This is a genomic window from Halomonas korlensis (genome assembly GCF_900116705.1).
GTDB lineage: Bacteria > Pseudomonadota > Gammaproteobacteria > Pseudomonadales > Halomonadaceae > Halomonas > Halomonas korlensis.
In genome coordinates this window covers 92,821-110,180 of the sequence record NZ_FPBP01000011.1, presented here as the reverse complement: position 1 = coordinate 110,180, position 17,360 = coordinate 92,821, and the positions used below count along the sequence as shown (strand labels likewise).

The window sequence follows — 17,360 nt, the reverse complement described above, 5'->3', positions numbered from 1 at the left end:
AGATCCCCATGTCCCAGATCCGCGAATACGACTACATCATTATCGGCGCCGGTTCGGCGGGCAACGTGCTGGCCACCCGCTTGACCGAGGACCCAAAGGTCGAGGTGCTGCTGCTCGAGGCCGGTGGTCGCGACCATCGCTTCGACTTCCGCACCCAGATGCCCGCGGCGCTGGCCTTTCCGCTGCAGGGCAAGCGCTACAACTGGGCCTTCGAGACCGACCCCGAACCGCACATGAACGGCCGCCGCATGGAATGCGGGCGCGGCAAGGGACTCGGCGGCTCCTCGCTGATCAACGGCATGTGCTATATCCGTGGCAACGCCCTGGACTACGACCACTGGGCCCGTCGCCCGGGGCTCGAAGACTGGAGCTATGCCGACTGCCTGCCCTACTTCAGGAAGTCCGAGAGCCGTGATATCGGCCCGAACACTTACCACGGCGGCGACGGTCCGGTGAGCGTCACGACGCCCAAGGAAGGCAACAATCCGCTCTATCGCACCTTCATCGAGGCGGGCAAGCAGGCCGGCTACCCGGAGACCGAGGACGTCAACGGCTATCAGCAGGAAGGCTTCGGGCCCATGGACCGCTTCGTCACGCCGCATGGCCGGCGCGCCTCCACCGCCCGCGGCTATCTCGACCAGGCCAAGGGCCGCCCCAACCTGACCATCGAAACCCACGCCACCACCGACGTGATCGAATTCTCGGGCAAGCGCGCCGTGGGGGTGCGCTACTTTATTAAGGACAATCTCAGGGGCAATCTCAAGGGCAATCTCAAGGGCCAGCCGCGACAGGTTCGCGCCCGCTGTGAAGTGCTGCTATGTGGCGGCGCCATCGCCTCGCCGCAGATCCTGCAGCGCTCGGGCGTCGGCAATCCCGAGCACCTCGCCGCGCTGGACATCCCCGTGGTCCACGAGCTGCCCGGGGTCGGCGAGAACCTCCAGGATCACCTGGAGATGTATATCCAGTACGAGTGCACGCAGCCGATCTCGCTCTACCCGGCGCTGAAGTGGGTCAACCAGCCGAAGATTGGCGCCGAGTGGCTGCTGCTCGGCAAAGGTGTCGGCGCCAGCAACCAGTTCGAGGCGGCCGGCTTCATTCGCAGCCGTGACGAGGAGGCCTGGCCCAATCTGCAGTACCATTTCCTGCCCATCGCCATCAGCTACAACGGCAAGAGCGCGGTGCAGGCCCACGGCTTCCAGGCCCACGTCGGCTCGATGCGCTCCGAGAGCCGCGGCCGCATCCGCCTGACCTCCCGCGATCCCCAGGCCGCCCCGAGCATCCTGTTCAACTACATGGCGAAAGAGAAGGATTGGCAGGAGTTCCGCGACGCTATTCGCCTGACCCGCGAGATCATCGCCCAGCCCGCCTTCGATGCCTATCGAGGTCGCGAGGTCTCGCCGGGGCAGAACGTCCAGAGCGATGCCGAGCTCGACGCCTTCGTGCGCGAACACGCCGAGACCGCCTACCACCCCTGCGGCAGCTGTCGCATGGGCGAGGGTAACGACGCGGTGGTCGATGGCGAAGGCCGCGTCCACGGCCTGGAAGGCTTGCGCGTGGTCGATGCTTCGCTTTTTCCCGTCATTCCTACCGGCAATCTCAATGCGCCGACCATCATGCTGGCCGAGAAGATCGCCGACCGGATACGCGGCCGTGAGCCACTGCCCCGCAGCACGGCGCCCTACCATGTCGCCAATGGCGCGCCGGCGAGACAGGCCCCACAACGCCGCCTGGCCTGAGCGCCGAGTTCCGCCGCCTCCGGCGCAACCCATCCAACACGCCCGCGTCGGCTGACAGCCGATGTGGGGCGTTTGCGTTGAGACGGCAACGATTTCGGGCATGGTCAGTTGCAGAACAATGGGCTAGTCTGTGAGAATTCAAACAACTGTTCGAAATCATTGCCCGAAACCATTGCCCACATCACGATGGAGATCTTCCATGCTCACCTTGATCCTGCTCCTGCTCGCGGTGGCCGGCCTGCTGGAAGTCATGCGGCGCGAGGCCGGCGCCCTGCCTGCTCTCGGCGTATTGGCCGTTCTCGGCCTGATCGGTCTGATCACTGGCGCCACAGTGACTAGCATCTGGCTGCTGCTCGGTGCCGCCGGTATCGCCGCCGTCGGCCTGCCGGCGTTGCGCATCCGCTGGCTGTCGCCACGGCTGTTCGCCGTTTTCAAGAAGGTCGCCCCGAGGGTATCGGATACCGAACGCACGGCCCTCGAGGCCGGCACCGTTGCCTGGGACGGCGAGCTATTCTCCGGGCGCCCGAGATGGGACCGCCTGCTGGGCGTCGAGGACACAGGGCTCTCGCAAGAAGAACAGGCCTTCCTCGACACGCAGTGCAGCGTCGCCGCCGGCATGTGCAATACCTGGGAGATCGCCAAGGAGCGGGCGGACCTGCCCCAGGAGCTGTGGGATTACCTGAAGCGGGAAGGCTTCTTCGGCATGATCATTCCCAAGCAGTATGGCGGCCTGGGCTTTTCCGCCAAGGCCCAGTCGCTGGTGCTGCAGAAGCTCTCGGTCAGCGAGACATTGATGGTCACCGTCGGCGTGCCCAACTCACTTGGGCCGGGTGAGTTGCTGCTCAAGTACGGCACGCAAGCGCAGAAGGACCACTACCTGCCGCGCCTGGCCGATGGTCGCGAGATTCCCTGCTTCGGCCTCACCGGCCCGCGCGCCGGCAGTGATGCCACCTCGCTGCCCGATACCGGCGTGGTCTGCCGGCAGATGATCGACGGCGAGGAAGTGCTGGGCCTGAGGCTGAATTTCGAGAAGCGCTGGATCACCCTGGCCCCCATCGCCACCGTGATCGGCCTGGCCTTCCGTCTCTTCGACCCCGAGCACCTGCTCGGCGACGAGGAAGATCGCGGCATCACGCTGGCGCTGATACCCCGCGACACCCAGGGCATGGAAATCGGGCGTCGACATCACCCCATTGGCAGCCCCTTCCTCAACGGGCCGATCAAGGGCCACGACCTCTTCGTGCCGCTTTCCACCATCATCGGCGGCAACGAGATGATCGGTCAGGGCTGGCGCATGCTGGTCGAATGCCTCTCCATCGGCCGCTGCATCACCCTGCCCTCCGGCGCCACCGGCACCGCTCGCTACGCCGTCGGCTGGAGCGGCGGCTTCGCACGCATCCGTCGTCAGTTCAACGTGCCGGTGGCGGAAATGGAGGGCATTCAGGAGCCCCTGGCGCGCATGAGCGCCCTGGCGTACATTGCCCGCTCCGCGGTCTATCAAACCGCCAACACCATTGATCACGGCGAGAAGCCGGCGGTGCCCTCGGCGATTCTCAAGAGCCAGCTCACCGAGTTCCAGCGGTTGATCCTGAGCGATGCCATGGATATCCACGGCGGCAAGGCCGTCACCCTGGGGCCGCGCAACTACCTGGGCATCGGCTACAGCGCCAATCCGGTGGCGATCACCGTGGAAGGTGCCAACATCATGACTCGCAACCTGATGATCTTCGGCCAGGGCGCCATTCGCTGCCATCCCTACGTGCTCGAGGAACTGGCCGCCAAGGACGCCGACAACCTCGAGTCCTTCGATCACGCCTTCTTCGCCCATGCCGGTCTGGTCTTCGGTAATGCCGCTCGCGCCCTCACCCAGGGGCTGGGCCTGGGCAGGCCGAGCACGCCCTTTGACACCGTCGCCGCGCCCTACGCCCGGGACGTCGCCAGGCTCTCTGCCGGTTTCGGCCTCTGCGCCGACGCCGCCATGGCGAGCCTCGGCTCCTCCCTCAAGCAGCGCGAGATGCTCTCGGCGCGCCTGGGCGATGTGCTCTCCAATCTTTATCTGGTGTCGATGACCCTCAAGGGCTGGCAGGAAGGCGATCAGGTCGAAGGCGAGGCAGCCCTGTTGCACTACGGCTGCACCTACCTGCTTGAGCGCGCCGAACAGGCCTTCGATGAAGTCTTCGACAACCTGCCCAACCGAGCCCTGGGCCGGCTGCTGCGGGTCCTGGTGATGCCCACTGGCCGGCGCTGGAAGCGTCCTCACGATGATCTGGCCCGCGAAATTGCCCAGGCCGTGTCGCGGGATACCGCCCTGCGTCGCTACCTGCTGGATGTGACATGGCAGCAAAACGACGGCTCACGCGACAATCCGCTGGCGCACTACAATGCCCTGCTCGCCACTCAGGAGCGCGCCGAGGCCCTCTACCGCACCGTCAACAAGGCCCACGCCAAGGGTGAAATACCGGCGCAGGCCCTGCACCCGGAGCAGCGTGTGGAAGCCGCGCTGGCCAAGGGCCTGATCAGCGAGGAAGACGCCGTCTTCATGCGCGAGCGCGAGGCCGAGGTACTGGAACTGCTCAGCGTCGATGACTTCGACTACGACGCGTTCGCCACCGACAAGGCCAACATCCTGCGTCACAATGCAGCATGACCCCGGCCGCCTGTTAACGTCCATCATCCCAAAGCGCCCAGGCACTGCCTGGGCGCTTTGGTATCTACCCTTTCAAGGACCCCGATCAAGGCGCGACCTTACAGCGGCCAGACCAGCAGAATCATCGGGATGGCCACGACCATCACTACCAACGACAGCGGCAGGCCGAGCTTCCAGTAGTCCCCGAAGCGGTAGCCGCCCGGGCCCATCACCAGCGTATTGGACTGATGTCCGATGGGTGTGAGGAAGGCGCAGGAGGCACTGACGGCGACGGCCATCAGGAAGGGGTCCGGTGAGGCATCAAACCCGTTGGCCAGGCTGGCGGCGATGGGCGCCATCAACAACGCCGCCGCGGCATTATTGATCACATTGGAAAGCAGCATTGAAAGCATAAAGAGCCCGACCAGCGTCATTATCACCGGCCAGCCGCTGCCCAATGCCAGCATCGCATCGGCGATAAGCGCCGCCCCACCGCTGGTTTCGAGCGCCTGGCCGACCGGAATCATCGCCCCCAGCAGCACGATCACCGGCCCGTCGATGGCCTGATAGCCCTCGCGCAGCGGCAGCACGCCCACCAACAGCGACACTAGGGCCGCCGTAGCAAGCGCTACCGCGGCCGGCAACAGGTCGAACAGCATGATCAAGATCGCGGCGGCAAAGATGGCGATCGAGACGATCAACAGACGCGGGTGGCCAAGGTTCAGGTTGCGATTGGCCAGCGGCAAGCAGCCCAGGGTGGCCAAGCTCTCGGTAATGTCACTGACCCCGCCCTGCAGTAACAGCACATCGCCGGCACGAAAGCGAATATCGTGGAGACGCTGCTTGAGACGTCCACCATCGCGCGCCACCGCCACCAAGTGCAGGCCGAACTGGTTGTGAAGACGCAACTGGCTGACGGTCCGGTTGATCATCATGGAGTCGTTGCGCACCACGCCTTCGATCAGCTGCAGCTCCTCGGCATCGACAACCTTGTTACGTAGCCCCTGCGTGGGCTTTTCATCCTCTCGCGTCTGGCCCTGTTCGTTTGACGCCCGAGCGCGCGTGTCGCTCTCAGTGGGTACCTCGGCGTGGTCCACCTTGGCGTCGCTCGCCTCGGCATCCTCATCCGATTTTGCACTGAGCAGGAGTCCTGCCTTGTTCTCGAGCTGCTTCATCTCCTCGGGGCCGGCTTCCACCAACAACACATCGCCCTCGCGTAGGCTGCCGTAAAAGGCATGTCCCGCACGTTGCCGACCGTCGCGCACCACGGCCAGCACCGGAATGGTTTCCTCCAGCTCGGCATGCAGGTCAGGCAGGGTCCAGCCTACCGCCTTGGCCTCCTTGCCGACTTCCACTTCGAAGAGATAATTCGCCGTATCGAACATTTCCTCCCGGGAAGCCTTGCCGGCACGCTGCGGGGTCAACCGCCACCCAAGCAGCACGATAAAGGCCAGGCCGATCCCGGCGACTGCCGCCCCCACCGGCGTGAAGGAGAACATCTCGAACGTCTCGCCGGTGACCGATTCACGATAGGTGGAGATGATGATGTTTGGCGGGGTGCCAATCAGCGTGGTCAAGCCCCCGAGCAGCGACCCGAAGGCCAGCGGCATCAGCAGCAGAGAAGGCGAAACGTCGTGCTCCCTGGCCATTCGCATCGCCACGGGTAGTATCAGTGCCAGGGCGCCGACGTTGTTCATGATCCCCGACAGCACCGCCACGGTGCCGGTAAGCACCAGCAGCTGCAGCAGGAGCCGATCGCCTGCCTTGAGCACCTGCACGGCGATCATGTCGACGACTCCTGAGCGCTCGAAACCGCGACTCAATACCAGCACCGCAGCCACCGTGATCACCGCCGGGTGGCCAAACCCCAGGAACGCCTCGTCACTCGGGACCAGGCCCAGCATGACCGACCCCAGCAGCGCAGCCAGGGCCACCAGATCGAAGCGGAAACGTCCCCAGGCGAAGGCGGCCAGTGTCAGACCAAGAAGAATGAAGACCAGCGTACTTGCCGACAGAAACGGCCAGCTATCCGACATGCTTCACAAGCTTCCCAGCGCATCGCGTATGGCGTGGTCGAGCTTGTCGGTGAGCTCGTCCAGATGAGGCTCTTCGAGGATGAAGGGGGGCGCCAGCAGGATATGATCACCGGACCGACCATCGAGTGTGCCTCCCATGGGATAACACATCAGCCCATGCCCCATGGCGGCTTTCTTGATCCTCGCATGAAGCTTGAGTTCGGGATCGAAGGGCTGCTTACTGTCGCGATCCTCGACCAGTTCGATACCCCGAAACATCCCCCGCCCGCGAATGTCGCCGATATGCGGGTGTGAACCGAAGCGCTCGACCAGGCGCTCATGCAGGCTCTCGCCCAGGCGCGTCACCTGGGGCAGGAGATGGCGATCCTCGATGGCATGCTGCACGGCCAGCGCCGCCGCGCAGGCCGTCGCATGACCGATATAGGTATGGCCGTGCTGGAAGAACCCCGAACCATTGGCAATGGCCTCATGGATCCGACGGCTGACCAGGGTGGCGCCGATCGGCTGATAACCGGCACCGAGCCCCTTGGCAACGGTGATCAGGTCAGCCGTCACGCCTTCCTGCTCGGCGGCGAAGAGCGTGCCGGTGCGCCCCATGCCACACATCACCTCATCGAGGATCATCAGGATGCCGTGACGATCGCAGATCTCGCGCACTCGAGTGAAATAATCCGGAACCGCCGTCACCGCGCCCAGGGTCGCCCCGACCACCGGCTCGGCCACGAAGGCCATCACGTTCTCCGGGCCCAGACGCTGGATTTCCTCCTCGAGCTCGGCGGCCAGGCGAATGGCGTAGCCTTCCAGGGTTTCGCCCGGTCGCAGGCCGCGATAGGCATAGCAGGGGCTGACATGGCTGACATTGATCAGCAGGGGTTCGAACTGGCGTCGCCGCCACTCATTGCCGCCCGTGGCCAGGGCGCCGAGGGTATTGCCGTGATAGCTCTGGCGGCGGGCGATCAGATGCTTGCGTTCGGGCTGGCCGATCTCGATGAAGTACTGGCGGGCAAGCTTCAACGCAGCCTCGATCGCCTCCGATCCTCCCGAGACGAAATACACCGACTCCAGCCCCTCGGGGGCGCGCGCAATGAGATGGTCGGCGAGCGCCTCCATCGGCTCGGTGGTGAAGAAGGAGGTATGAGCATAGGCCACCTGACCTATCTGATGACGGACGGCCTCGATAACGTCGGCATCGCTGTGGCCAAGGCAGGACACCGCGGCGCCGCCGCTGGCATCCAGGTAGCGTTTGCCCTGGCTGTCGATCAGATAGGGGCCTTCCCCCTTGACGGCCATCGGGTAGCGTTGCGTCAGGTTGCGGTGGAATACGTGACTCATGGCTCACTCCCTCGGGGTCAAGGCAAGAGGATCGTCGATCCGGTCGTCTTTCTAGCCTGCACGGCATCCTGGGCCTTGCCCGCCTCTTCCAGCGGGTAGCGCTGGGCGATGTCGATCTTCACCTTGCCGCTCTCCAGCATGGTGAAGAGGTCGTTGGCCATCATCTCCAGGCGCTCGCGAGTATCGGCATAGCCGTTGAGACTCGGGCGAGTGGCGAAGAGCGAGCCCTTCTGATTGAGAATGCCGATGTTGACGCCGTCAACCGGCCCCGACGAATTGCCGAAGCTGACCATCAGCGCGCGTGGCTTCAGGCAGTCCAGGGACAGCTCCCAGGTATCCTTGCCCACCGAGTCGTAGACCACGTCGCACATCTCCCCGCCCGTCAACTCGCGCACCCGCTCGGCCACGTCCTCACGGGTGTAGTCGATGGTCGCCCAGGCGCCGTTCTTCTCGGCGAGGGCCGCCTTCTCGGGCGAGCTCACGGTGCCGATCAGCTTCACGCCCAGCTCGCGTGCCCATTGGCAGGCGATCGAGCCGACACCACCAGCGGCGGCGTGGAAGAGAATCGTCTCGCCACCCTTCAGCGGGCAGGTCTGACGCAGCAGGTACTGCACGGTCAGGCCCTTGAGCAGGCAGGCCGCGGCCGTGTCGAAATCGACGGAATCCGGCAGCACCACGACCTTGTCGGCGGGTAGGGTATGGTACTCGGCATAGGCGCCCAGCGGGCCCTGCGCATAGGCGACGCGGTCACCCGTCTTGAGGTGCGTGACGCCCTCGCCCAGCGCATCCACCACGCCGGCGCCCTCGGTCCCCAGGCCCGAAGGCAGGGAGGGCGCGGGATACAGGCCAGTGCGGAAATAGATGTCGATGAAGTTCAGGCCGATCGCCTCGTTCTTCACCCGGACCTCGCCAGGGCCGGGATCGGACGGGGAGACATCGACGAGTTCGAGAACCTCGGACCCACCGGTGTGGGCGAACTGAATGCGTTTGGCCATGAAGCGCTTCCTTGGGTTGATAACGAGAAATCATGCGCTATCCAAACGCCGAACGCCCCGGCGGTCAAGTCAGGGTTTCGGGGAACGCCGCCAGGCCATCGACAAAGCGACGCTTTTCGCTCTCGAATGTTTTCGGATCATGCTTGAATTGTCGGAGTACGATCTCGTCGTCGACCCGCAGGGTCGCGGCGAGATCGGCGAGACGCCGGGCGGGGTGGCGAGAGGTCACACCGATTCGCTCGCTGTCGCCGCTGGAAAACCACCGCGTGATGCCGCAGCGGCGATAGAATGCCTCCTGATCGGCATCGGCGGCGCTCACTTGCAGCGGCGCCTTGAGCGCCAGCTCGTTGATCAGCCGGCGGCGCGGCTCGTCATCCTCGGTGAGGCTGCAGGCCAGGGCCAGCGTCATGCCCTCTCCGGTCTCGTCCAGCACCAGCAAGGCCAGCGCCAGCGGTGCTCCCTCGCCGTTCACAAGTGCCAGCAGGCGCGCGGCCTGCTCGACGAACAGCACCCGACGGGTGCCGGCAAACGTCACCAGCGGCGCCAATCCCGCCGCCTTGCCGTAATGTTCGGCACATAACCGTGCCAGGCAGGCATCGCGGTTGGCCTCGTCGGTGACATGCAAGACGTTCATTGCGCTACCCTTTGATCTCGTTATGATCACGTTCGGCGCGAAGCCTATCATAACGTCATCTCGCTGGCGCGGCGGCCATACTGCCCGGCGGCGGAGAGCCGGCGCCTTCGCGACGTTCATGCGATTGTCATTTTCCAGACACAGACTCGACCCTTGTCTTTCGCACCCTATGGGACTGCTTACATGCCGAATGCCACTACCGCCAGCGCGCTTCCGCGTACCATTGCTCACCGCGGGCTCTCGGCCCGGGCACCGGAGAACACCTTGACCGCCGTTCGCGAGGCCAAGCGGGCCGGCTGCGACTGGGTCGAGCTCGATGTGCAACTGCTCGGCGACGGCACGCCGGTAATCTGGCACGACAACGGCGTAAGGCGCTGCTCGAACACCCGCGGCAAGCTGGCGAAACTGACGCTCGACAAGGCAAGAGCCCTGGACGTCGGCAGCTGGTTTCATAAGGACTGCGCCGGCGAGCCCATGGCCACCCTGGAAGAAATGCTGGCGCTGATCGGCTCGCTCGACATGGGGCTCAATCTGGAACTCAAGGTCAACCGGGGTCGCAGCGGCCAGGCGCTGGTCGACACCGCCCTGCCCATGGCGCTGAAGGCACTGCCGGCAGAGCAGCTGGTGGTGTCGTGCTTCGACGTCCAGACCCTTTCGGCCGCGCGTGCCTTCCAGCGTGACGCCGAGCTGCTGCGCATCGGCCTGCTATACGACAAGCTTCCCGCGGGCTGGCGAAAGGAGGCCGAAAGGCTCGACGCCTTCAGCCTGCATCTCAACTGGCGCAAGCTGAAGAAGAAGGATGCCCGCGACATCAAGGACGCTGGCTATGCGCTATTCTGCTACACCCCCAACGACCCGATAGCGTTCCAACCGATCTGGGACTGGGGTGTGGATGGCGTGATCAGCGACGATCCCGCACTGTTCACCCAGTACCTGCCCGACGGAAAGCCATCCTGCTCACCCAGCCCATGATATCCAAGGGCGTTTTTAGTCAAGCAGCGCCGTGAGGGCCGCCATATCCAGGTGCGCCTCCACGGCATCGGCCAGGCGGTCCAGCTCGCGCTGGCGATGCTCGCGGTAGTCCACCGCCTCGGTGTCGGGCTGCGCCAACCCCAGGCGTGCGAGTAGCGCCCGGCACGCCAAGGGCCAGTCGAAGAGCCCATGCAGATAAGTGCCCATGACCTGGCCATCCTCGCTGACCGCGCCATCCATCCGACCGTCCAGCTCGATCAATGGACGCGCGAGCGCCGGGCCTTCGCTCACGCCGTTGTGGATCTCGTAGCCGCCTACCGGCACGCCTTCGGGCAGCACCCGCCCCTTGACATTGCGCAGCTGCTTGCCGGCCACCATGCGGGTCTGGAAATTCAGCCAGCCGAAGCCCGGGCTCGATCCTGCCGGCCCCTCGAGGCCTTGCGGGTCATGAATCCACTCACCGAGCATCTGAAACCCACCGCAGATGCCGAGCAGCTTGCCGCCATAACGCAGGTGGCGCTGAAGCGCTGGCTCCCAGCCCTGGGCGCGCAGCCATTGAAGATCGCTGCGCGTGCTCTTGCTGCCCGGCAGGATGATCAGATCCGCCGGCGGGACGGGCTGGTTCGGGCCGACGAACGTCAGCTGCACCTGGGGATGCAGCCGTAGTGGGTCGAAATCGTTGTGGTTGCTGACGCGCGGCAGGGCCGGCACCACGACGCGCAAGGCCGGCTCACCCGTGGTTGTTCTACCCTCGCGCCCGATGCTGTCCTCGGCGTCCAGCAGCAGGCCCTGCAGGTAGGGAAGCGTACCCAGCACCGGCTTGCCGGTGCGCGCCTCGAGCCAGTCGAGCCCCGGCTGCAACAGCGCCATATCGCCGCGAAAGCGGTTGACGATAAAGCCCCAGGTGCGCGCCTGCTCGGACGCGGAAAGCAGCGCCAGGGTGCCGACCAGCTGGGCGAAGACGCCGCCGCGGTCGATGTCGCCGACCAGCAGCACCGGACAATCGACCATCTCGGCGAAGCCCATGTTGGCGATGTCGTTGTCGCGCAGGTTGATCTCCGCGGGGCTCCCGGCCCCCTCGGCGATGACCACGTCGTAACGGCTCGATAACGCCTGCCAGGCGGCCATCACCGAGGCCCGCGCCTCAGCCTTGAAGGCGTGATAATCCAGCGCATCCATGTGGCCATGCACCCGGCCGCGCAGGATCACCTGGGCGCCGCGATCGGTCTCGGGCTTGAGCAGCACCGGATTCATGTCGCTGTGGGGCGCGAGCCCGCAGGCCAGCGCCTGTAGCGCGGTGGAGCGGCCGATCTCGCCACCGTCCACGGTCACTGCGCTGTTGAGCGCCATGTTCTGCGGCTTGAAGGGCGCCACCGAGACCCCGCGGCGCGACAGCGCTCGACATATCGCCGCAACCACGGTGCTCTTGCCGGCATCCGAGGTGGTGCCTTGGATCATCAGGGTACGACTCAAAGCTCGATGCCTTTCTGGGCCTTGACTCCCTGATCCTTGAAGGCGTGCTTGACGACCTTCATTTCGGTGACGGTATCGGCCAGCTCGATCAGCTGCTGGGGGGCACGACGCCCGGTGGCGACCACGTGCTGCATCGCCGGACGCGCCTGCAGGTCGTCGAGAACCCGATCGAGGTCCAGGTAGTCATGACGCAGGGCAATGTTCAGTTCATCTAGCAGCACCAGTTGGTAGCGGTCGTCGGCAAGCATGCGGCTTGCAACCTCCCACGCCGCCTCGGCCGCCGCTACGTCGCGCTGGCGATCCTGGGTGTCCCAGGTATAGCCCTCGCCCATCACGTGGTAGTCGACGCCCGGCAGGTCGCGGAAGAAGGCTTCCTCGCCGGTGCTGAACTTGCCCTTGATGAACTGCACCACGCCCACCTTCATGCCATGGCCCAGGGCACGCGCCAGCATGCCGAAACCCGAGCTGCTCTTGCCCTTGCCGGGGCCGGTGAGCACCAGCAGCACGCCCTGCTCCTTCCGTGCGTGATCGATACGCGACTGCATGATCTTCTGCTTGGCGGCCATGCGCCGGGCATGGCGTTCGGGGTCCTTGGCGTTTTCTCGCATGCTACATCTCCCGTTCAGGGTTTAGTCCAGTTCAGGGCCAGGGGGACTCGCGCCTCGCCGCATAGATAGTGGGTGAGAAACAGCTGGTGAAAAGAGCAGACCTTATCTCGCAGGGACGAAAACCGGCGCGCCATCGATCTCGGCGGTCGCCAGGCGTTGGTCATAGAGCCGTTCCAGGGCACTCGGCACCAGCATGTCGCTTGCCGGCCCCCAGCAGGCCTCGCCATCGGGATAGAACAGCAAAAGGTGGTCGCACCAGCGGGCGGCCAGGTTGAGGTCGTGCAGGCACATCAACACCACCTTGCCCGCAGCCGACTGCTCGGCCAGCAGCGCCATGACCGCCGTCTGATGGTGAAGGTCGAGATGGTTGGTGGGCTCATCGGCCAACCACAGCTGCGGCGATTGCGTGAGCACGGTGGCGATGGCAACGCGCTGACGTTCGCCTCCCGACAGCGTGTTGACCAGGCGGTGCTTCAGATGCGCGACATCCAGCCGTTCGAGCGCCTCCTCGGCGAGGCGCACGTCATCACCACCCTCCATTTGCCAAGCCGACAGGTAGGGATGGCGACCGATCAACGCCGTTTCCAGCACCGTGGCGGGAAAGCCGTCCTGGCGCTCCTGGAAGATCATGCCCAGCTGGCGAGCGACGCGCCGCCGTCGCAGGTTTGCCAACGGCTGGCCGTCCAGTTCCACTTGACCGGCCCGCGGGTCACGCAGCCCGGCCAGGGTATGCAACAAGGTGGTCTTGCCGGCGCCGTTGGGACCCAGCACGCCCCACACCTGCTCCGGCGCCAGGCAAAGATCCAGCGCCCTGCCGTCCGCTCGTCCGGGCACGTCGATCACCAGCCCGCGCGTCTCGAGTCGGCTCATCAGCGGCTCCGGTACAGCAGGTAGAGGAAGGTCGGCACGCCGATCAGCGCGGTGATCACGCCCACCGGCAACTGCTCCGGGGCGATCACGGTACGCGCCAGGGTGTCGGCCAGCACCAGCAAAGTGCCACCGGCCAGCGCGCAGGCGGGCAGGATCAGACGCTGATCGTTGCCCAGCACCAGGCGCAGCATGTGGGGCACCACCAGCCCCACGAAGCCGATGCTCCCCGCCGTGGTGACCGCCATCGCCGTCAGCAGGCTGGCGGTGATGTAGATCGTCCACTCGAGCGGGCGAACCGCGACGCCCAGCGCCGCCGCCTGCATCGGCCCGCGAGCCAGCACATTCAGGCTGCGCCCCAGCGGAAAGCCCAGCAGGCAGACCAGCACCAGTACCAGCAGCGAGGGCATGGGTGTGCGGGCATAGGCGAGATCGCCCATCAGCCAGTAGAGCATGCCCGGCAGGCGCTCGGCGGGGCTCAGCGCCAGCATCAGTGTGACGACCGCCCCCCAGCCGGCGGCAACCACCACGCCCGTCAACAGCAGCCGCGAAGGCGTCCAACTGCCGGTGCCGTGGGCGAGACCGAATACCAGCAGCGTGGAGAGCAGCGCACCGGCGAAGGCCGAACCGGAGATCACCATGCCGCCGAGCCCCGCCAGCATCGCCGCCAGTGCGCCGACTGCCGCGCCGCCGGACAGGCCCAGCACGTATGGATCGGCGAGCGGATTGCGCAGCAGCACCTGCATGAGCGCCCCGGCGACCGCCAGCAGCCCGCCGGTGGCGAAGGCGGAGAGCGAACGCGGCAGGCGCAGCTCGAGAATCAGGGTGCGCGACAGGGCATCGCCGCCGCCGCCCAGCACCGCCCACAGCTCGCCAAGCGCCAGGTTGGCGCTGCCGACGCCGGCCGACAGCGCTAGCGCCGCAAGCGAGGCGGCCAGCAGCAGCGCCAGGGGCAGGGTCAAGCGACGCATGGCGCCTCGCGATCAGCGTCTAGCACGGGCCACCTCCAGTTTCTCGCAGAGTATCCGGCTGCCCTCGAGCAAGCGCGGGGTGGGCCGCTGGATCAGCGACGGCGGCACGAAGAACAGGTTGTCGCGGTCGACCGCGGTGAGGCCGGGATACTGAGACCAGTGGTCAAGCCAGTCGCGATTCTCCTCGCCCATGCCGCCGGCGATGATCGCCTCGGGGTCGGCGTCCAGCACCGACTCGTCGTCGATGCGCGGCACCAGTCGCGACTGCTCGCCGAAGACGTTGTATCCCCCGCACAGCTCGATGACCTTGCCGATCAGGTGGACATCATTGACGGTCATCAGCGGCTCGTCCCAGACCTGATAGAACACCGGCACCGTCGCCGCGTCGGCATGACGCGCCGCGAGCCCCGACATGCCGTCGCGAAACGTCTGGGCGACCCGGTCGCCCTCGTCTTGCGTGTCCGCCAGCCGCGCCAGGCGCTCGATGCCGGTCGACACTCCCTCGAAGTCGCGCGGTTCGATGTAGAACACCGGCATGCCCAGCGACTCGATGGTCTCCAACTGCTCGGCGGGATTGCCGGTCACCCAGCCGACCACCAGGTCCGGCTGCAACGACACCAGGGTTTCCAGATCGACCCGCGTGTGGCTGCCCACCGACGTGACCTCTTTCGCCTCGGGCGGATAATCGCTGTAGGACACCACCGCCACGACCTTGTCGCCGGCCCCGGCGGCATAGGTCAGCTCGGTGGCCCCCGGCGACAGCACCGCGATGCGCTCGGCAGGCGCTTCGAGACACACCTCGCGCTGGCGATCGTCGACAGCGCAGACCTCATTGGCGTGCGATACCCCCGTCAGCCACGGCACAACGGCCAGGACGAGCCCGCCAAGACGCCGAGGCCAGGCACGCTTACTGGCCAAAGTGGACACTGACGAAGGCGGAACGGCCGGCGTTGAGATAGTCTTCACCATCCAAGAATCGGGCTGTTGCATACTCTCGATCAAAGGCGTTCTCGACGGTCACCCGGGCCGACCACAACGGCGCGAATTGCCAACCGGCGCGCAGGTTGAGCAGGCCATAGCCCGCCAGCCGGTTCTCGTTGGCCGCATCGTCATAACGATGGTTCTGAGCGATCCAGGAGCCACCCAGAGACCAGTCGCCCAACTCGCGGTCGATATCCAGACGCAGGCCCTGGGTCGCTCGGCGCCGTAGGCGATTGCCGGCATTCTCACCACTCCGGTTCTCTGGATCGGTATAGGTCAGTGCCGCCTGGAGGGTCCAGTCATCGATCTCGGCACCAGCGGATAGCTCGATACCCCGGATTCTTGCCTCGTCGACATTGAAGGGAGCAAACCTTCCGTTCTGTAAGGTGAAGGAAATCAGATCATCGATTTCGGTCTGGTAGGCTGCGATGTCCCAGAAGAGGGACTGGTACTGGCCTCGGACACCCACCTCGAAGGTTTCGGAGGTCTCGGCCTCCAAATCGGGATTCGCGAAATTGGGAAAGTACAGGTCATTAAAGGTCGGGGCCTTGAACGCCGTGCCGTAGCTGGTGCGCAGGGTATGGAAATCATCAAGCTCATAACCCGCTGTCAGGCTACCGGTGACTTCCTCACCAAAAGCCTCGTTGTCGTCATGCCGCAGGCTGGCCTGAAGGGAAAGCGGCGTAACGTCCAGCAGCCCCTGAGCAAAGACCGCCGTATTGTCTCGACTATCCTCTTCGAAAGCCGTCGTGCCGCTAACCCTGTCTTCGCTGTGTTCGATGCCGGCGACCAGTTCATGGGCTCCCAGGTACAGGGTATTCTCCCAGCGCGCCGTTCGGGTTCGAGTATCGAATACCGAATCCCCGAAACTATCGACCGTGTCACTCTCATCCCTCGCTTCACTCAAGCTGAGGCGACTGCGCCAATCATCCGTAAGGGGTGCCTCGGCATAGACACCTGCCACCTGCTGGACAAAGTCGGTGTCTCCACCATCGAATTCGGTATTGCCTCTAGAGCGGAGTGCCAGAACACCAAGTTCAGCGCCGCCGTCGAAGGTATGCGCTACTCGAGCCAGGGCCGAGGTGCTGTCGTAGCCCTTGTCGTCTCCCCCGCGTCGAACGGGTGCGCCATCCGTGTCGAAACGGCTGGCGGCAAAGCTGTAACGCGTGCCGTCACTCTCTCCGGAAAATGTGGCGCTGCCTCGCTGGGTGTTGAAGGAGCCTCCACCCAGAGAGACACCGGGACTGGGGCCACCCTCCTCCGCTTGGCGCGTGAATAGCTGTACCACGCCGCCCACCGCGTCGGCGCCGTAGAGGCTGCCGCGCGGCCCCCGCACGATCTCGGCGCGCTCGAACAAGCGAGGGTCCAGGAACTGCCAGGCGGCGGCGCCAGCGGTAGCCGATCTCAGGCGAATACCGTCGATCAACAAAACGTTCTGGTCGTTGCTGGTGCCGCGGATATAGACGCTGCTGTTCTTGCCGAAGCTACCATTCGAGGTCACATCAACCCCCGGCTGGCCACGCAGCAGGTCGGTCATGCTGGCGGGGTCCTGACGGCGCAGGGTGGCCTCGTCGAGTACCGTGACCGAGGCCAGGCTCTGATCGGCGGTACGCGGGGCAAGGGCCGCGGTGACGACCACGGGGTTGAGGCGCTGGGCCTGATCGCCGGAGCCGGACGTCTCGGTCTGCGCCTGAACGGCCAGCGGAAGGGTCGCCAGGCTGAAGGCAGCCAGGCCATGCAGCGCAGAGGTTCTGGTTTTCATGGGGATTCCCTTGCTCGCCGTACTCACCCGTACGGCAATATTTTTTGCAGTCACCGGGACGGCAAGGGATCGAGGAGGAGGGACAACCAGCAGAATGTGCAACGGCGACGCCAGCCCTGCCTCGACGTCGCCCACCGCGACCCGGCATTGAACTCTCGGGCCGGTCTCCGGGCTGACGAGCGGAAGCAGGGTTGAACCTGGCTTCCCGAACGGCTGCCTTCCCGTGCCTTTAGCACAGTGGCGTAATAGCCGTTCTTGTCTCGATCACCGTTGCGGGGGCAGCGTCGGGATGGCCTGGAAAGGCGCACCGACTTCCCGTTTCACTGGCAGCAACTTGCCACCAGCACCTGAGAGAGAGCGTAACCTA

At 65.3% G+C, this 17,360-nt stretch carries 13 protein-coding genes and 1 riboswitch; of the genes, 3 read left to right on the top strand and 10 right to left on the bottom strand.

All coding sequences use genetic code 11. The annotated features are described in order from the left end of the window. Positions 1-8: 8 nt before the first annotated feature. Together betA and BM341_RS14650 are read left to right on the top strand one after the other, a co-directional pair. On the top strand, positions 9-1,736 hold the full coding sequence (betA, locus tag BM341_RS14655) for a choline dehydrogenase (protein ID WP_089796811.1): 1,728 nt from the start codon (positions 9-11) through the stop codon (positions 1,734-1,736). A 199-nt stretch (positions 1,737-1,935) separates the two neighbouring features. Continuing rightward, a complete protein-coding gene (locus BM341_RS14650) occupies positions 1,936-4,383 on the top strand; it encodes an acyl-CoA dehydrogenase (RefSeq protein WP_089796810.1) in 2,448 nt (815 codons plus the stop codon). 98 nt (positions 4,384-4,481) lie between these two features. On the opposite strand, the gene BM341_RS14645 is transcribed toward BM341_RS14650, so the two are convergent. The 4 genes from BM341_RS14645 to BM341_RS14630 form a co-directional block, all read right to left on the bottom strand. Next, positions 4,482-6,398 (bottom strand): SLC13 family permease, encoded by a 1,917-nt coding sequence (locus BM341_RS14645; RefSeq protein ID WP_089796809.1) that lies wholly within the window; start codon positions 6,396-6,398, stop codon positions 4,482-4,484. 3 nt (positions 6,399-6,401) lie between these two features. After that, the gene (locus BM341_RS14640; protein ID WP_089796808.1) at positions 6,402-7,730 is read right to left on the bottom strand and encodes an aspartate aminotransferase family protein; all 1,329 of its coding nucleotides are present in this window, start codon (positions 7,728-7,730) and stop codon (positions 6,402-6,404) included. Between the two features lie 17 nt (positions 7,731-7,747). Further along, positions 7,748-8,725 (bottom strand): NADPH:quinone reductase, encoded by a 978-nt coding sequence (locus BM341_RS14635; protein ID WP_089796807.1) that lies wholly within the window; start codon positions 8,723-8,725, stop codon positions 7,748-7,750. Between the two features lie 64 nt (positions 8,726-8,789). Further along, positions 8,790-9,359, bottom strand: coding sequence for a hypothetical protein (locus BM341_RS14630; protein WP_089796806.1), 570 nt, complete (start codon positions 9,357-9,359; stop codon positions 8,790-8,792). 183 nt (positions 9,360-9,542) lie between these two features. On the opposite strand from BM341_RS14630, the gene BM341_RS14625 reads away from it, so the two are divergent. Continuing rightward, on the top strand, positions 9,543-10,331 hold the full coding sequence (locus BM341_RS14625; protein WP_089796805.1) for a glycerophosphodiester phosphodiesterase family protein: 789 nt from the start codon (positions 9,543-9,545) through the stop codon (positions 10,329-10,331). Between the two features lie 15 nt (positions 10,332-10,346). Here BM341_RS14625 and BM341_RS14620 read toward each other — a convergent pair whose 3' ends face one another. The 6 genes from BM341_RS14620 to BM341_RS14595 all read right to left on the bottom strand — a co-directional run bounded on the left by BM341_RS14620 (position 10,347) and on the right by BM341_RS14595 (position 16,993). Next, positions 10,347-11,789, bottom strand: coding sequence for a cobyric acid synthase (locus tag BM341_RS14620; protein WP_089796854.1), 1,443 nt, complete (start codon positions 11,787-11,789; stop codon positions 10,347-10,349). Between the two features lie 11 nt (positions 11,790-11,800). After that, entirely contained in the window at positions 11,801-12,412 is a 612-nt protein-coding gene (gene cobO / locus BM341_RS14615) for a cob(I)yrinic acid a,c-diamide adenosyltransferase (RefSeq protein WP_089796804.1), read from the bottom strand. Positions 12,413-12,514: 102 nt separating this feature from the next. After that, entirely contained in the window at positions 12,515-13,282 is a 768-nt protein-coding gene (locus tag BM341_RS14610) for an ABC transporter ATP-binding protein (RefSeq protein ID WP_089796803.1), read from the bottom strand. Beyond that, on the bottom strand, positions 13,282-14,250 hold the full coding sequence (locus BM341_RS14605) for a FecCD family ABC transporter permease (RefSeq protein ID WP_089796802.1): 969 nt from the start codon (positions 14,248-14,250) through the stop codon (positions 13,282-13,284). Before BM341_RS14605 ends, BM341_RS14610 begins: the two co-directional genes overlap by 1 nt. A gap of 12 nt (positions 14,251-14,262) precedes the next feature. Then, a complete protein-coding gene (locus tag BM341_RS14600; protein WP_245784287.1) occupies positions 14,263-15,177 on the bottom strand; it encodes a cobalamin-binding protein in 915 nt (304 codons plus the stop codon). Beyond that, the gene (locus BM341_RS14595) at positions 15,158-16,993 is read right to left on the bottom strand and encodes a TonB-dependent receptor domain-containing protein (RefSeq protein WP_089796800.1); all 1,836 of its coding nucleotides are present in this window, start codon (positions 16,991-16,993) and stop codon (positions 15,158-15,160) included. Before BM341_RS14595 ends, BM341_RS14600 begins: the two co-directional genes overlap by 20 nt. 141 nt (positions 16,994-17,134) lie before the next feature. Then, a riboswitch (cobalamin riboswitch) is annotated at positions 17,135-17,359 on the bottom strand. Position 17,360 lies beyond the last annotated feature (1 nt).

Excerpts from the sequence above, each read along its gene's own strand:
- BM341_RS14625 (WP_089796805.1), top strand. The coding sequence starts at position 9,543 with ATGCCGAATGCCACTACCGCCAGCGCGCTTCCGCGTACCATTGCTCAC.
- cobO (WP_089796804.1), bottom strand. The coding sequence starts at position 12,412 with ATGCGAGAAAACGCCAAGGACCCCGAACGCCATGCCCGGCGCATGGCC.
- BM341_RS14610 (WP_089796803.1), bottom strand. The coding sequence starts at position 13,282 with ATGAGCCGACTCGAGACGCGCGGGCTGGTGATCGACGTGCCCGGACGA.
- BM341_RS14635 (WP_089796807.1), bottom strand. The coding sequence starts at position 8,725 with ATGGCCAAACGCATTCAGTTCGCCCACACCGGTGGGTCCGAGGTTCTC.
- betA (WP_089796811.1), top strand. The coding sequence starts at position 9 with ATGTCCCAGATCCGCGAATACGACTACATCATTATCGGCGCCGGTTCG.
- BM341_RS14595 (WP_089796800.1), bottom strand. The coding sequence starts at position 16,993 with ATGAAAACCAGAACCTCTGCGCTGCATGGCCTGGCTGCCTTCAGCCTG.
- BM341_RS14640 (WP_089796808.1), bottom strand. The coding sequence starts at position 7,730 with ATGAGTCACGTATTCCACCGCAACCTGACGCAACGCTACCCGATGGCC.
- BM341_RS14605 (WP_089796802.1), bottom strand. The coding sequence starts at position 14,250 with ATGCGTCGCTTGACCCTGCCCCTGGCGCTGCTGCTGGCCGCCTCGCTT.
- BM341_RS14650 (WP_089796810.1), top strand. The coding sequence starts at position 1,936 with ATGCTCACCTTGATCCTGCTCCTGCTCGCGGTGGCCGGCCTGCTGGAA.
- BM341_RS14645 (WP_089796809.1), bottom strand. The coding sequence starts at position 6,398 with ATGTCGGATAGCTGGCCGTTTCTGTCGGCAAGTACGCTGGTCTTCATT.
- BM341_RS14620 (WP_089796854.1), bottom strand. The coding sequence starts at position 11,789 with ATGATCCAAGGCACCACCTCGGATGCCGGCAAGAGCACCGTGGTTGCG.
- BM341_RS14630 (WP_089796806.1), bottom strand. The coding sequence starts at position 9,359 with ATGAACGTCTTGCATGTCACCGACGAGGCCAACCGCGATGCCTGCCTG.